We start from the raw sequence: 16,466 nt of genomic DNA on the forward strand, positions 1-16,466 counted from the left end.
CCCGGGTACCGTTTTTTTTGAAAAGGCAGTACCCGAAAATTTTTGTTTTTATCAATAATCCGTTTTCGAGCATTTTCTGGAAAATGTCGCAATAAGCATCCGGACCATGCGCATGCATGGTCCGGATTTTGTGCTGTGGTTAGCGCGGCTGAACCGCGTCCGGCCGCCCGAGGGAGATATATTTGAACCCCGCATCCTTTATGGTTTTGGGGTCCCAGATATTGCGCAGGTCCGCAATCTTGCGGCCCTTCATTTCCCGCGCCAGCTTTTCCGGGGCAAGTGAGCGGAATTCATTCCATTCCGTCAGCACCACAAGAATATCGACACCTTTCGCCGCGTCCAGTGCATCCGTGCAGTAGGTAACGGAGTGTGGCAGCACGGGGCGGGCAGTTGTCATGCCGGCGGGATCAAACGCACGGATATGCGCCCCCCCCTTGTCCAGCATGTCGAGAACGGTAATGGACGCCGCCTCGCGCATGTCATCGGTTTCAGGCTTGAAAGTCAGTCCCAGCACTCCGATCGTAAGCCCCCGTACATCCCCATCGGCAAAGGCGATGATACGTTCACCCATATCCTTCATGCGCTGATCATTGACCGCAACCGTGGTTTCGATCAGCCGTACGGGTGATCCCGCATTGCGCCCGATTGCCGTCAGTGCGCGTGTATCCTTAGGAAAACAGGACCCACCAAAGCCGGGGCTGGGGTGCAGGAACTTCTTGCCAATACGTCCATCCAGCCCGATGGAGCGCGCCACGTCGTTGACATTGGCGCCAACCTTTTCACACAGGTCCGAGATTTCATTGATAAAGGTGATTTTCATCGCGAGGAACGAATTGGCGGAATATTTTATCAGTTCCGCCGTCTCCAGTCCTGTAAAGACAATGGGCGTTTCCAGCAGGTAGAGCGGCCTGTACAGCTTGCGCAATATGTTCTGTGCTCGTTCCGTACCCTCAGGTTTATATTGGTCAGTGCCAATAATGACACGGTCAGGGCGCATGAAATCCTGAATTGCGTTGCCTTCACGCAGGAATTCCGGATTCGATGCAATATCGAAATCCAGGTCCGGACGCGTTTCGCGCACGATACGCGCAATTTCGCGCCCCGTACCAACGGGCACGGTCGATTTGGTGACAATGACGGTGTAGCCGTCCGCCACGCGCGCGATCTGTTCTACGGCGGCGTAGACATAACTTGTATCCGCCTGTCCATCGCCCCGGCGCGATGGCGTGCCCACCGCCACGAACACCGCATCCGCTCCCTTGACCGCGGCGGCAATGTCGTCACCAAAGGTCAGGCGCCCTGCTTCCACGTTTTCTTCAACCAGGCGGTCCAGGCCGGGTTCATAAATCGGGATACGCCCTTCACGCAGGGCGGTCAGGCGGTCCGGGTTGGTTTCAACAATGGCAACGTCGGTGCCAAATTCAGCAAAACATGTACCGGAGACCAACCCAACGTAGCCTCCACCAATCATAGCAATTCGCACCTGGACCTCCCTGATTTCGTATCACGGCCTGTTGTCCGTAACAGGCCGGAATCTAAAGCTTTTCAAAGCGGGTTGAATAAAAACAAAAGTAATAAGATGCGCATGTTCCGTAACCCGGAAGATGTCATGCGGATGCTACACAAGGGCATGATCACGACGAAAATATGTTTGAGCACCACATTCTTGACAAAAAAATTTCCGCTAAGTGCATTCGCAACATCAATGTCCGCCATGACCGGTTCTGTTCCCTTCGGGAAACAGCGGATACGTGCAGCATGAAACACGCAGGACGGAGTCACGATCATGACGTTTATGACAGCAACGGATGTAACCGTATCTGTGCCTGAACCCCGTAACCGGACCATTACGCCCGTTATCCTGTCCGGTGGGACGGGAACGCGGCTGTGGCCCGTTTCGCGTGCCAGCCACCCCAAGCAGTTCTGGGCACTGGCATCCAGCCAGACAATGATCGGCGAAACATTGCAACGCGCCACGGGGACGGCGTTCGCGCCGCCGATTGTCGTCTGTAATAACGCGCACCGTTTTCTTGTCGCGGAACAGTTGCGCGAAAACGGGTGCGAGGACGGGCGTATCATCCTGGAACCCGCCGTGCGCAATACGGCGGCAGCGATTGCGGCCGCAGCCCTGCTGGCGGCACAGGATGATCCCGAAACCCTTCTGTGGATCATGGCCGCCGATGCCGTTTTTCGGTATCCCGAGCGCCTGCCTGCAATTCTGGAAAAAGCATCAGTCGTGGCGCGCGAGGGCTATATCGTCACATTCGGCATGAAACCCGACGTGCCTGAGACGGGGTACGGCTATATACGCCTTGGCGTGCCCCTGTATCCCGATCACCCTGATGACAGCGTGTACCGGGTCGCCCGCTTTATTGAAAAACCTGACCATCTGCGTGCGACCGAAATGTTGAATGAAGGGGGATATCTGTGGAATTCGGGCATGTTCCTTGCCCCGGCATCCGTCATGCTGGCAGAACTGAAACGGCATGAACCCGACGTACTGGAAAACGTGCGGCAGGCATTGCTCAACAGTGAAAACGACCTGACTTTCCGCAGGCTGGAAACCACAGCCTTCCTGCGTTCTCCCAATGTCAGCATTGATTACGCGGTCATGGAGCGCACGGACCGCGCCGTGGTCATTCCCGCTGATCTGGGCTGGTCGGATGTCGGGAACTGGAATGCGTTATGGGAACTGGGGGACAAGGACGCCAGCGGGAATGTGGTGGTAGGCGATGTCGTACTGAAACAGTCCCATAACTGTTACGTGCGCAGCGAAGGGATGCTGACGGCCGTGGCGGGGCTTACGGATATCGTGCTGGTGGTGACATCTGATGCGGTTCTCGCGATTCATCGTGATTACGCGCAGGATGTTTCCGCTCTTGTGTCACATCTCAGGACGACCAACAGGGCGGAAGCCGAAATTCACAATCGTTGTTACCGGCCATGGGGTTTTTACGAAGGGCTGATTCAGGGTGAACGGTTCCAGGTCAAGCGGATCGTGGTGTATCCGGGCCAGAAGCTGTCGCTGCAGAAGCATTTTCACCGGGCGGAACACTGGGTTGTGGTCAGTGGGACCGCAATCGTCACGCGGAATGAAGAAAAACTTATGTTACAGGAAAACGAAAGTGTCTATCTGCCGTTAGGGTGTATGCACCGGCTGGAAAACCCGGGGCGTATCCCCCTGACCCTGATCGAGGTCCAGTCGGGTCCATATCTGGGTGAAGACGATATCGTCCGCTTTGAGGACACTTACGGTCGGCAGTAAGATAAAGTGTCGGTCCATGCGTGAAGGTCGCAGTAAGGGTTTCACGCATGTGGCTACCGGCTTTTTTATTGAACAGTCCATGTTTCCGGATATGCGTTCATATCGTTACGTTATAATAACGTACTTGTAAAAAATATGCGGCTGTCATGAATAAAATATGAGTGGGAAATTCTTTCCATGTATTTGTGTCATGACATATTTTTGCCCTAAAATACCCGGAACATCCCGGTCAGGATAACCGGGCATTCCGGGCACTGTAAAAAACAACAACAGATGAGGATCATTTCGCACTCGATTGTGCAGTGCGGAAAATGGCAGGCGAAGCCTTACGTGGCGTCAGGTTGCATTCCGCGCCGACAGGAGATGTTTCAAAATGAGCGAGGCACTCAGGCACTTGAAAAATGATGAAACGGACCTGTCGTCGCTATCTGCCGGGATCGACAGCATCCCCCGACGGGTTCATACGGCGCGCACCGGGGATGACAGCTTCGCCTACCGTCATCCCGTTCTGACACAGGCGGTGGTCGTGTCGGATGCCATGTCCGTATGCCTTGCCATCATGGCATGTATTACGTGGCAGCGTATTTATGACACACCTGATGAACTGTCTGGCGCCCTTCTGCTGGCCAATATCATGGCGGCGGGGGCGTTTTTTCTGTTCCCCAAGAATATTCCGCTTCTGGATATTCCCGACCTGACGCGGGTGTCGTGTCAGATCCGCTACCTGCTGTTGCCTGTCGTGTTCGGCGAGGTGATTTTCTGCACCGTTCTGCTCATGCTGTCATGGCCGCCTGCCGTTACGTTGCGCATGGGGGCGGAATGGCTGGCCTTTGTGGTGATTGCGCTGATGCTGGAACGGTGTGTGGGCACATATATCGTGCATACGCGCACGGTGACCCGTCGCCTGGCGCGCAAGGTGGCGATCATCGGTTCGGGCGGGGAGGCGGCGCAGATGGCCACCCGCATCAATACCCGCATGCAGCGCATGTTCCGCCTCGTCGGGATTTTTGACGATCAGGGCAGCAATGTTGACGGCACGATAGAACAGCTGGTCGCGCATGCGCGGGAGGATGACATTGATGCAGTCATCATATGCTTTTCCCCGGCCGAGGGCGGGCAGCAGCATGTCATGGACATATTGTGGCGCCTGCGTGGCGTGCTGGCGGATGTTTATGTCGTGCCATCGCTTATGACGGAGGACTGTCACGGCTGGCCGGTTGAACGCTTCGGACCGTTTTCCCTGACCGTATTGCAGCGCCGTCCGTTAAGTGAATGGGACATGCTGGAAAAACGCGCGTTCGATCTGACCGCCAGCATGCTGCTGCTTGTGGCGCTGGCCCCGGTGCTGGGGCTTGTCGCACTGGCGATCAAGCTGGATTCCCGTGGTCCCGTGCTGTTCTGTCAGCCACGGCAGGGGTTCAACAACCGTTACTTCAACGTATTCAAGTTCCGCTCCATGTACACGGATATGTCGGATATGGACGCCGCGCGCCAGACGTCGCGCACCGACCCGCGCGTAACCCGTGTTGGCAGATGGATACGACGGCTGAGCATTGATGAACTGCCGCAGCTTTTCAATGTGCTGCGCGGTGAGATGTCGCTTGTCGGTCCACGTCCTCATGCACCGCAGACGCGTGCGGGCGGACAACTGCTGCATGAGGCGATGGAGGAATATGTCGCCCGTCACCGTGTGCAGCCCGGCATTACCGGCTGGGCGCAGATCAATGGATCGCGGGGGGAACTGGTCACGCGTGATGACCTGCGCCGCCGTGTGGTACTGGACCTGGAATACATACGCGCATGGTCGATCTGGCTGGATATCAAGATCATTTTCCTGACCATAAAGCGCGAGATTTTCAGTCGGAATGCGTTCTGAATTCCTCAATTTTCATGATGATGAACGGTGTATTCAAATGAACGCAAATACAGGAATCGCAGTGGACGACACGATTGTCGATGTCATGGGCCTGCCGCTGCACGACATATCGCGTACGGACATTGTCCAGCGCGTGGTGAATGCAGTTCGGGCGGGACAGAAAATGACAGTCGTCAACGCCAACGCCCATATGGCGGTGGTTTCGCAAAAACAGCCATGGCTGCGCACGCTGTTCCGACGTGCCGACATTGCGTTCTGTGACGGGGCGGGTGTGCAGCTTGCGGGCATCATGCTGACGGGGCGTCACCTGCCACGCACCACGCCACCCGAATGGATCGGGGCGGCCCTGTCGCAGTTGGGGCGGGATGCATCGGTGTTCTGGATCGGGGGGAAGCCGGATGTGGTGGAAAGGGCGGCAAAAGCCTTTTCCGACAGGTATGGCGTGCACACGGTGGGCACGCAGCATGGCTTTTTTGACCCGACACCCGGATCGCGTGAATCCACGCTGCTGCTTGAACGCCTGCGGGCGACGCAACCTGACATCATCCTGCTGACCATGGGCATGCCCCGACAGGAACGCTGGCTGTATGACAATATGGATCACCTTTCCACCGGTGTCATCATTACGGCGGGCGCACTGGTTGACCATGCGGCCGGACGTGTGCGCCGTCCCCCCCGATGGGTGGCGAACATGGGGCTGGAATGGCTTGTGCGGCTGGTGCGTGAACCGCGCAGGCTGTGGCGGCGTTACCTGCTGGGACTGCCTGTATTCGGGTTTCATGTCCTCGTTTATTTGCGGCGCAGGCTGTTGCATCGGTCCTCGTCGTCCATTTCGCGGAAACTTGCCGGATAAACAGCATGAATTACGTTTCCATACAGGGGCGGGCCACTTCAATGTCATGGACAGCGCACGATGTGGGCCTTGTCATCCGTCAGACAATACGGGCATTCCTGCGGCACAGGATGCTGTTCGCGCTGACCGTTCTGGGTGTGCTGGTCACGGGCGGGGCGGTCATGCTGACGCTCAAGCCGCGCTATACCGCGACCACGACCGTCGTGGTGTCGGGGCGCGCGCAGCAGGACCCGCTGGCCCCCAACGGGCAGCAGCAGAACCTGGCCCCGCCAGATGATGAACTGGTGTCGACCGAAGCCGCGATGATCCATTCGCGTGATGTCGCTGCCGCCGTCCTGGCGGAACTGCCGCCACCGGCCGCCGCAGCCCATGTGGGCATGCGCGACCGGTTGTGCCACATGGGGCTGGGGTTCCTGTGCCATGCCAGCACGCCGGTTGACCCGCAGGTGCAGCGTGAGCATGAGGAAGACGCCTTCCTCAACAACCTGACCATAACACCGGAACCCCGCACGCAGATCCTTGATATCAACGTGGTTGATGGCAATCCCCTGCGTGCGGCGGCCCTGGCCAATGCCGTGGTCACGAATTACCAGCGCATCGCGCTGGCGCGGCAGACGGCGGACATCAATCATGTGGCGACATGGCTGGACAACCGGACGGCCGCCCTGCGGCAGCGGTGGCTGGATGCGGTGCAGAAGGCCAATGCCTTTGATAATGCCCATGGCCTGACCAATACCACCGAGGGCAGTACCAGCACGCCGCTGATCGAACGCCAGATTGCCGACACCTCCGCCAACCTCAGTCAGGCGGAAGGGCGGCTGGCCGCAGCGCAGGCCCGTGCCGACGCGCTGCGTGATGCGGCCGCAAGGGGGGATGCGCGTGCGGCGGTTGCCCTGTCGCAGGAACCCATTCTGGTGGCTACGGCCAATGCGCTCATGCAGTTGCAGAGCACACGGCAGGAGGAAGCGGCCACCTATGGTCCGCAGCACCCGCGCCTGCGCGCGCTGGACCAGCAGATCGCAACGACCCGCGCCAGCCTGGAAGCCGAGACGCAGGCGGCCCTGAGCACCATCCGCGAAGACCAGATTTCCGCCCGCGCCGAAGTCCAGCGCCTGAATGAAAACCTGGACCTGCTGCGCCAGAAGGCAGGCGGGCAGAGTGCTCCGCAGGCGGAGTACCGCACGCTGGACCAGGAAGCGCAGAGCGCACGCGCCGTGTATGAAACCTTTCTGGAGCACGCCAAGGAAGTGGTGGACCGCGCAGCCCTGCTGCAGCCGCCCATCGCTGTCGTCTCGCACGCCTCCGCCCCTGATGTGCCCAGCTTTCCCAACCGCAAGAAAATCGGTCTGGGGCTGATGGCCGTGGCGTTGGCGGCCGGGGCGGGGGCTGTCCTGCTGCGTGATTACTTTGCCGCGGGTTTTACCGAAATCGAACGCCTGCGTGCCGCCGTTCCGCTGCCACTGCTGGCGGTCGTGCCCAAGGTGGGGGGACGGACGGAACAGGCCGTGCGACGGCATGTGATCGACCACCCGTATTCCCGCGCGACCGAGGCGGTACGCAGTCTTGTCATGCAGTTGTCCATGCGGGTGCATGAAGCGGGGCAGCCGATGTGCCTTGCCATTACCTCTGCCGGACCGGAAGAAGGCAAGAGCACGCTGGCGCTGTGGATGGCGACAGTGGCACGGCGGGGCGGGCAGAAGGTACTGGTGATCGATGCCGACCACCGTCGGGGCATGCTGGACCAGTACCTGGCCGATGCCACGACGGGCCGTCCCTCACTGGGCATGAGTGATCTTGTGACGACAGGGGTGCCGGTGGCCGACGTCATCCGCACCGACCCCGATACCGGTTTTGACTACATTCCCGCAGGCCGCACGATGCAGCATGCCTTCAGCCCCGTCGAAATCCGGCGCCTGCGCGCGATACTGACGGAACTGAAGCGGTCGTATGAACTGGTCATCATCGATTGCCCACCACTGCTGGGACTGAGTGACGCGCTGGTGCACGCCAACATGGCCGATCAGGTCATTTTTGTCTGCCGCTGGAAAAGCACTGCGCAGCGCGCCGTCATGGCCTGCCTGGAACGGCTGGAGGGATATGGCGCGCCAGTGGCGGGCGTGGTGGCCACCATGGTGGAAGATAACGCCATGGACGTGATGGGCTACAGCTACGGCAACCGGGACATCAAGATCCTGAGCCGTTTTGACGAGAAATGAACAACAGGGGGACGAAATCTTGAAAGTTCTGCATATCTGTCGCCAGTTCAGTCCCTCTGTCGGTGGGCTGGAGGATTCACTGCTCAACCTTGCCCGCAGCCAGAGACAGGATATGGGCATTGATGCGCAGGTCCTGACGCTCGACAGTGTATTCGGGCGCCCGGGCAGGCTTGCGCATCGTGACATGGTCGATGGCATACCGGTCATCCGCATTCCGTGGCGGGGTTCGACCCGCTATCCGCTGGCGCCACAGGTGCTGCGGCATATCGGGACGTTTGACCTGCTGCATGTCCATGCGATCGATTTCTTTTTCGATTTTCTGGCATGGACATGGCCGTTCCACCGCAAGACCATGATCGCGTCCACCCATGGCGGTTTTTTCCATACCGGTGCGTTGCGGCGGATCAAGGAAATATGGTTCCGCACCATCACGCCGGTTTCCGTGCGGGCATATAAACGCATTGTCGCATGCAGCTACAGTGATGCCGACCTGTTCCGTACCGTGGCGGCGGGACGGTTGCAGACGATTGAAAACGGCATCAACCAGACGCGCTTCCGTGATGCGGCATCCCATGCGCCGGGGCGCACCATCCTCGCCTTCGGGCGTTTTGCCGTGCACAAGCGGCTCAAGCTCCTGTTCCAGCTTGTCGCCCTGCTGCGGCGCGAAAGTCCGGACTGGAAACTGATCGTTGCGGGGCAGGATTCCAACCTGACGGTGGCCGATCTGCAGCGGCAGGCACAGGCATGTGGCATTACGGATGCCCTGCGTATCGTGTCAGGCCCGTCGGATGCCGCCCTACGTGACCTGATGGGGGAGGCAAGCTTCTTTGGCTGTCTGTCCGCGCATGAGGGATTTGGCCTTGCGGCGGTGGAGGCAATGTCCGCAGGGCTGGTCCCGATCCTGAGCAACATCACACCCTTTGCCCGGCTCATGCAGCAGGGAGCGGCAGGCGTCATGGTCGATCCTGACAACCTTGCCCCCGGCGCGCGGGAAGTGGAGGCACTGGCCGCATCCCTGCCCGATACGGCGGATGCATTGCGGGCGCGTAATATGGAAGTGGCCAGCCGTTACGACTGGAACAGTGTCGCGCAGGAATATGTGCGCCTCTATCAACAGGTTCTGGGTCAGGCGGGGCCACGATCCGTCATGGCGACAGCAGGGGCGGAGTGATGGCGCAGAGCAAATTTTCCACCAATTTCCTGTTCAACGTATTCGGTTCCATTTTCCCGATCATCGTCTCGCTGGGCACCGTGCCGTTCTACCTTCACCTTATTGGCACGGACCGGTACGGCATTGTTGCGATTTCGTGGATCCTGCTGGGGTATCTGGGGTTTCTGGATTTCGGGCTGTCACGCGCATCGGCCAATGCGCTGGCGCAGCTGGGGCACGCCACGGCGCGTGAGCGTTCGCCCGTGCTGATGACGGCGTTCTACAGCAATCTTGGCCTGGGGGCGCTGGGGGGGCTGATCCTGTATCCGATCGGGGACATGGTTCTGCTGCATTTCGTGCGTATCCCGCCCGACCTGCTGGCGGAAACGCGCCACGCCTATCCCTGGATGGCGGTCATGCTGCCACTGGGCATGGTCAATGGCGTGGCGACGGGGGCGCTGGAATCGCGTGAACGCTTCCTGCTGTCCAACATGCTCAATTCCAGCACCACCATGGCGGGGCAGATCATTCCGCTGATCTGCATCCATTTTTTCGGTCCGCAACTTACGGTTGTCCTTCCCTCCATCGTGCTGTCACGGCTGGCCATGATCGGGCTGGCCTATTGCGTGGTCATGGTGCTGGAATGGCCGATCCGGCCAATGGATTTTGACGTGAAATGGCTCAAGCGCCTGCTGGGCTACGGATCATGGGTCAGTATTTCCAGCCTGATAAACCCGCTGCTGGATACGTCCAACCAGCTTATCATCGGTGCGACGCTGGGGGTGACATCGGTGGGGCAGTACACCGTGCCGATGAACCTTGCCATGCGTTCGCAGGTTGTGGCGACGGCGCTGGCCCGCACGCTGTTCCCGCGCCTGTCGCGCGCTGACAGGGGGGAGGCGGTCGACCTGACCCGGCGGGCCACCGCGTCGCTGACCTACGGGTTTGGCATGATCTGCGCGCCGGGCATCCTGTTTTCGGGGGCGTTCCTGCATATGTGGGTTGGTGGGAGCTTTGCCGATGTTTCGCGCCCCGTGGCTGAAATCCTGATGTTCGGGGCATGGACCAACGGTATTGCCTTCCTGCCGTATGGGTTGCTGCAGGGGCAGGGGCGGCCCCATATCACGGCCAAGGTCTCGATGGTGGAGATCCTGCCCTTTTTCTGCGTGCTGTGGGTCATGATAAAATGGTGGGGCCTGCCGGGGGCCGCCGCGGCCTGGACGTTGCGGGTCACGATTAATTTAATTGCTCTTTACCTGTTGTCGGATTGCCTGTCACAGCAGACTTGGCGACTTGTGCCGGGGGTGTTGATAATGACAGGGGCGCTGATTGTGAGTCTGTTGATTCCCATGAATCTGATAGCTTCCGCATGCGCCGCCACCATGGCGGGGCTGGCGATGGCTGTCGCTGCATACCGGCTGGACCCGGGACTGCGTGACATGGCTCACCGATTTATCCAGCGTGCGGGGGGCAATCCCCGTCTTACGATTACAGGTTAGGGTAAGGTATGAAGGTAGGGCGGTTGCAGGATGGTGCCAGGGTATGGCGCTGCCTGTCGCGGGGACCGGTCGGGGTGGTGGTGCTGGGGATCGGTCTGCATGCGCACGGTGCGCATGCGCAGTTGATCCAGCAGCTTTTCCCGTCTGATATTCCCGGTTATTCCACGGATATGACCGGGTCGGTCGTAACCCGGCAGATGATGGGCCAGCAGACGGACGGCATTGGCCTGGGTAGCTGGCTGCTACGGCCCAGCGCGTCGGAAAACGTGGGTTATAATTCCAACACGCTGGGTATCCCGGGGTCGGGCAGCCCCGTAGTACAGACTTCGGCCAATGTCAGCGTCAATTCACGCTGGCGGCGTCACGCGCTGGGGGCGTCGGTAGGTATGGATGACCATCGTTATCCCACGCAGTCGATCGCCAGTTACACCAACTGGCACGGCAATATCGGCGGGACGCTCAACCTGGGCCACGACACGCTCAGCATGGCCTATTCCCACTATCAGTACCACCTGTCCGCGACCAATCTGGGCGTGTATGGCGTGGTCTATCCCGTGCCCTATCAGGTCAATGACGGACGACTGACCTATACCAAGATGTTTGGCCGTTTCAGCCTGATCCCGGCATTCGATTATCAGGACTTCTCCTTCGGGACGGCGCCGGGGCCGATTTCCATTGATTACGGCACCATCAGTCACAAGACTGAAACAGGGTCGCTGACCTCGCGCTATGAATTTTCGCGCGGGAATGCGGCTGTCATCGTTTTTCGCGGGTCCGCGGCACAGTATGATTCCGCACCGGAGGCATCGGTCAACAACTATGCCGATGGGGCAGGTTTCGGTGGTGTAGATTTCCGTAGCGGGCAGGTGTGGCAGTACCGCCTGCTGGTTGGCGGGGAAACACGCAGTTTCAGCAGCGGCCGCAGCCCTTCGGTCACGACCCCCACGTTTGAGGTCAATGTGTCATGGATGCCGCGCCGCATCGATACCGTCACCCTGACGGCGGCACGCCACCTGAGCGACCCGGAAACCCCGTTCGCCCGCAATCAGGTCGTAACCGACGTGCGGATGCAATGGGATCATGAACTGCGGCATAACGTGTTCCTCCGCGCCTATGCCGAATATGGGGAAAGCGCATCGCAGTCCAGCATGACGGTCACCACGGGTTCCGCCACGTCCAGCCTGGAAGGGAGCCGCCTGCAGAAACAGATCCATTTTGGCGGATCTGTTTTCTGGAACATCGACCGTCACGTACGTGCGTCCCTTACCTACAACTATGTCAATAACGCCACATCGGGCGGGAACGTGAATTATCTGAACATCCCGGGGCGTCTTTCCACGTTTACGAGCAATACAATACTGTTGGGCTTTTCCTTTTCCGGCTGACGAAGGCTGGCCGCACGGGCGAAAGCGAAGGAAAACCACATTGAATGATTTGGGAGTGACCATGTTTGCAATGATACGGAACACGTGTCGGCCCATGATGATGCAGGCAGCCGGCGTCACGGCCCTGCTTGCCCTGAGCTGCTGCGCCTCGGCGCGGGAGCAGTCCTTTGAAGCGGTCGATACCCGGGCCTACCATCTTGGTCCGGGCGATCAGGTGCGTGTCATTACCTATAACGACCCGCAACTGAGCAACACGTTTACCGTAAGTGACAATGGAAATATCGATTTCCCGCTGCTGGGTACGGTGCATGCGGCAGGGGCCGAGCCACGTGATCTGGCCCAGCGCATTTCCACCAGCCTTGAACAGAAGGGTATCCTGACCCAGCCCAGCGTATCGGTGGAAGTCGCGCAGTACAGGCCGATCTATATCCTGGGCGAGGTCAACCACCCCGGCCAGTATCCCTATCAGCCGGGTATGACCATGCTGACCGCTGTCGCACTGGCGGGTGGCTTTACCTATCGCGCCGTGACCAACCGTGCGACCGATGTACGGCATGAAGACCTTGATACCCCCGCACATGAAGGCCGCATATCACGTGCGACCGTCCTGCTGCCCGGTGATGTGGTGACGATCGACGAGCGGTTTTTCTAAAACCTGACAAGATACATGTAATTAGGGGGATAACATGCCCAAGGCCCGTTCCATCCCCAGCCTGACCGGCGTACGTGGAGTTGCGGCGTTATGGGTTTTCATGACCCATTTCTATGGTCTGGCTGCCGATATCCTGCACCAGCCATGGATGCTGCATTCGCTGTTCCTGTTTAACGGCTTTCGGGGCGTGGACCTGTTTTTCGTGCTGTCGGGCTTTATCCTCATGCATGTGCATGAAGGGCAGTTCGCTGTCCTGCGGTGGCATGTTATCCGGGACTTTTTTATTGTCCGCTTCTTCCGGGTCTATCCACTCAATACATTCGTGCTGCTGGCCATGGTGCCGCTTGTGCTGCTTTCGCCCGGTTATGTAGCCATGCAGCGTTATTATACCGATCCGGCCTTCGCCTATCGCGCACATAACCTGTCCCTGCCAGGGTTTGTGCAGACCCTGCTGCTGGTCCAGAGCTGGACCGTGCTGAAGCTGGGGGAATGGAACATCGTGTCATGGACCCTGAGTGCGGAGGTGCTGGGGTATCTCCTGTTCCCGCTGCTGGCCATGGGGGCGATGCGTATTGTATCCCCGCGCCATGCGCTTGCATTGTGCGTGGCCAGCCTTGGGGTGCTGGTTGCGGTGCTGTTTGTCTGCCATCATGCCAATAACAACCCGACAGGCACATTTGGCGCCATTCGCATGTTCTTTTGCTTTTCTGCGGGAATATTGCTGTACCGCGCCTATCATATGCTGCCCGACAGCATGGAACGGCATGCATCATCCATTACATTGGCGGCTGTCGCGTTTATTGCGGCGACACTGTTCTTTCCGGTTGTGCCGGTTCTGGATGTTTTCGGGTTTACGGCACTTGTTTTCGGGCTGGCCTACCAGCGCGGCGGGGTGGATGCGCTGTTGCGTTCGGGGCCGGTCATCTGGCTGGGGCGTATATCATTTTCGTTTTACCTGACGCATTACCTGATTATTGGCATCATATCATGGGGTATGGGCGAATGGCTGCGTCATCTTGGCTTCGTGCCGGGGCTTGCGGTGACTTTTGCAATATTCGGGTTGTGCCTGCTTGTGGGTGCGGTCTGTTATCACCTGGTTGAACGCCCTTCGCAGCGTTTTGGCCGCAGGGTCATGCAGCGGGTCGAAGCACGTGACGCCATGATTGCAGTGCGCGGTGCGGCCTGACCCCCTGTATTCAGGAAATCGTGTTATTCTGCCTCAATACTGTTTTTTGTCTCATTAAGGCACCGTTCTCCATATTTATGACACAGACCGCCCATTAGACTGTCGTAATCTGATTGTGGTTATACATGGTTGTTACAGTATTCCTGTCCGGCTTCAATGCGTGGAACGATCGGCTTTTTTCCCGTTGTGAAAAGTCATGGGGGCGTACGGCCATGTTACGGGGGAAGGAAGTAGGAAATGCGCATACTGATAACGGGAGGCTGCGGGTTTATCGGTTCCGCGGTAGTAAGGCACCTGATTGCCCAGACCTCGCATGATGTCCTCAATGTCGATGCCCTGACATATGCCGCAAGTATAAGGGCAACGGAAGACGCCACGGCAAGCGGGCGTTACAGGCTGGAAGTTGCAAATATTACGGACGCTGCCGCCATGGCGCGGGTATTTGACGATTTCGCCCCCGATGCCGTCATGCACCTGGCAGCGGAAAGCCATGTGGACCGTTCCATTGACGGACCCGGCACATTTGTCAGCACAAATATAGTTGGTACCTATACATTGCTTGAGGCTGCGCGGGCGTGGTGGATGCGACAGGATGAGGGGCGGCGGAAATCATTCCGTTTTCACCATATCTCGACTGATGAAGTCTTTGGTGCGTTACGTCCGGGTGACCCGCCCTTTACCGAACAGACCCCCTATGACCCGCGTAGTCCGTATTCGGCCAGCAAGGCATCATCCGACCATCTGGTGCGGGCATGGTACCATACTTATGGCCTGCCGACATTTGTCACCAACACCACCAATAATTACGGGCCGTGGCATTTTCCTGAAAAACTGATCCCCCTGGTGACGATCAATGCGATCGAGGGCCGGGAACTGCCGGTTTACGGCACGGGACAGAATGTACGCGACTGGTTGTTTGTCGAAGACCATGCCGAGGCGCTGGTTCGCGCGGTGGAACAGGGACAGCCGGGTGAAACCTATGCCATTGGCGCGCGACAGCCGCGTACCAACATGCAGGTGGTGGAAGCAATCTGCGCAATACTTGATGAACTGCGTCCCAATCCGGCAGGCCCGCATGCGCGCCTGATACGCCATGTGACCGACCGGCCGGGACATGACTTCCGTTATGAAATCGACCCGACCCATGCGGAACAGGCACTGGGCTGGCGTGCGCGCCATGATTTTGAACATGGCATCCGCCGCACGGTGCAGTGGTACCTGGATAACCGGGAATGGTGGGAAAGCATTCGGGCCGCCCGTTACAGCGGGGAACGCCTTGGCCACGCGGGTGACAAGATGGGAACAGCAGCATGAGCGAGAATACTACAACGAAACCGGTCAAGGGCATTCTTCTGGCTGGTGGTTCGGGTACGCGCCTGCATCCCATGACGCAGGCAGTCAGCAAGCAGTTGCTGCCGGTTTATGACAAGCCGATGATTTTCTATCCGCTGTCCACGCTCATGCTGGCGGGGATACGCGATATCATGATCATCTCGACGCCAGCGGACCTGCCACTGTTCCGCCGCCTTCTGGGGGATGGATCGGATCTGGGGGTAACCTTCACCTATCGCGAGCAGCCTTCACCCGATGGCATCGCGCAGGCCTTCATCATTGCCGATGACTGGCTGGATGATTCGCCATGTGGCCTGATACTGGGTGATAACCTGATTTTTGCCGACCATCTGGGCAAACAGTTGCGCGCCGCGGCCAACCGGCCAACCGGGGCCACGGTCTTTGCCTATGAAGTACGTGATCCCGAACGTTATGGCGTGGTCAGTTTCGCCCCAGACGGGCATGCGCTGGATATTGTGGAAAAGCCCACGCACCCGCTGTCGAACTGGGCTGTAACGGGGCTGTATTTCTATGACGGGCGTGTGCGCGAATATGCCTGCAGCCTGAAGCCTTCGCCGCGTGGGGAACTGGAAATTACCGACCTGAACCGGATTTACCTGCAAAATGGCGACCTGCATGTCCAGCGGCTGGGCCGCGGCTGTGCATGGCTTGATGCCGGCATGCCCGACAGCCTGATGCAGGCGGGACAGTTCGTGCAGACCATCCAGTCCCGTCAGGGGTTACTGGTTGGTTCTCCGCATGAAGTGGCCTTCCGTCGTGGATTCATCGATGCGGCGGCGCTGGAAGCCTATGCAAAGCGCATGATAAAGACCGAGCTTGGGCGTGCGCTTATGGAAATTGCCAATGCCGTTCCCGAAAAGGATGCCGAAGCGGCGTAGGGATCTTTTGAAAACAAATAAAAGGTTTTGAGTGCCGCCTTTTTTCAAAAAGGCGGCGTTCTTTTGAAGCTTTTTGGGGGCTGTTGGGAATTGAGTTTTCTAAAGGGCCATGATGTGTTTCAAAGACCATATGGATCGCTTCATACTGACGGA

Annotated in this window: 12 protein-coding genes; 11 read left to right on the forward strand and 1 reads right to left on the reverse strand. The window is 58.7% G+C overall.

Annotated features, from left to right (window positions below; all coding sequences use genetic code 11):
- Window positions 1–139: 139 nt before the first annotated feature.
- On the reverse strand, window positions 140–1,471 hold the full coding sequence (locus MSKU9_RS16000; RefSeq protein WP_141262388.1) for a UDP-glucose dehydrogenase family protein: 1,332 nt from the start codon (window positions 1,469–1,471) through the stop codon (window positions 140–142).
- Between the two features lie 315 nt (window positions 1,472–1,786).
- Here MSKU9_RS16000 and MSKU9_RS16005 point away from each other — a divergent pair, with 315 nt between their 5' ends.
- The 11 genes from MSKU9_RS16005 (at window position 1,787) to rfbA (ending at window position 16,313) form a co-directional block, all read left to right on the forward strand.
- On the forward strand, window positions 1,787–3,265 hold the full coding sequence (locus MSKU9_RS16005) for a mannose-1-phosphate guanylyltransferase/mannose-6-phosphate isomerase (protein ID WP_141262377.1): 1,479 nt from the start codon (window positions 1,787–1,789) through the stop codon (window positions 3,263–3,265).
- A gap of 373 nt (window positions 3,266–3,638) precedes the next feature.
- Entirely contained in the window at window positions 3,639–5,141 is a 1,503-nt protein-coding gene (locus MSKU9_RS16010) for an exopolysaccharide biosynthesis polyprenyl glycosylphosphotransferase (RefSeq protein WP_227001125.1), read from the forward strand.
- Between the two features lie 37 nt (window positions 5,142–5,178).
- Window positions 5,179–5,994, forward strand: coding sequence for a WecB/TagA/CpsF family glycosyltransferase (locus MSKU9_RS16015; protein ID WP_141262378.1), 816 nt, complete (start codon window positions 5,179–5,181; stop codon window positions 5,992–5,994).
- A 5-nt stretch (window positions 5,995–5,999) separates the two neighbouring features.
- Entirely contained in the window at window positions 6,000–8,210 is a 2,211-nt protein-coding gene (locus tag MSKU9_RS16020; RefSeq protein ID WP_227001126.1) for a GumC family protein, read from the forward strand.
- 19 nt (window positions 8,211–8,229) lie between these two features.
- A complete protein-coding gene (locus MSKU9_RS16025) occupies window positions 8,230–9,381 on the forward strand; it encodes a glycosyltransferase family 4 protein (RefSeq protein ID WP_141262379.1) in 1,152 nt (383 codons plus the stop codon).
- Window positions 9,381–10,859: a flippase gene (locus tag MSKU9_RS16030; RefSeq protein WP_141262380.1), complete on the forward strand. Its 1,479-nt coding sequence runs from the start codon at window positions 9,381–9,383 to the stop codon at window positions 10,857–10,859. The genes MSKU9_RS16025 and MSKU9_RS16030 overlap by 1 nt, the downstream gene beginning before the upstream one ends.
- An 8-nt stretch (window positions 10,860–10,867) precedes the next feature.
- Window positions 10,868–12,244, forward strand: a complete 1,377-nt coding sequence (locus MSKU9_RS16035; RefSeq protein ID WP_227001127.1) for an outer membrane beta-barrel protein — start codon at window positions 10,868–10,870, stop codon at window positions 12,242–12,244.
- A 94-nt stretch (window positions 12,245–12,338) separates the two neighbouring features.
- Complete coding sequence (locus MSKU9_RS16040) at window positions 12,339–12,896, forward strand: polysaccharide biosynthesis/export family protein (protein WP_141262381.1); 558 nt, start codon at window positions 12,339–12,341, stop codon at window positions 12,894–12,896.
- Between the two features lie 34 nt (window positions 12,897–12,930).
- Entirely contained in the window at window positions 12,931–14,082 is a 1,152-nt protein-coding gene (locus MSKU9_RS16045) for an acyltransferase family protein (protein ID WP_141262382.1), read from the forward strand.
- Window positions 14,083–14,319: 237 nt separating this feature from the next.
- Entirely contained in the window at window positions 14,320–15,396 is a 1,077-nt protein-coding gene (gene rfbB / locus MSKU9_RS16050; protein WP_141262383.1) for a dTDP-glucose 4,6-dehydratase, read from the forward strand.
- Complete coding sequence (gene rfbA, locus MSKU9_RS16055; protein WP_141262384.1) at window positions 15,393–16,313, forward strand: glucose-1-phosphate thymidylyltransferase RfbA; 921 nt, start codon at window positions 15,393–15,395, stop codon at window positions 16,311–16,313. Before rfbB ends, rfbA begins: the two co-directional genes overlap by 4 nt.
- Window positions 16,314–16,466: the final 153 nt, after the last annotated feature.

Source organism: Komagataeibacter diospyri, from assembly GCF_006538165.1.
Lineage (GTDB): Bacteria > Pseudomonadota > Alphaproteobacteria > Acetobacterales > Acetobacteraceae > Komagataeibacter > Komagataeibacter diospyri.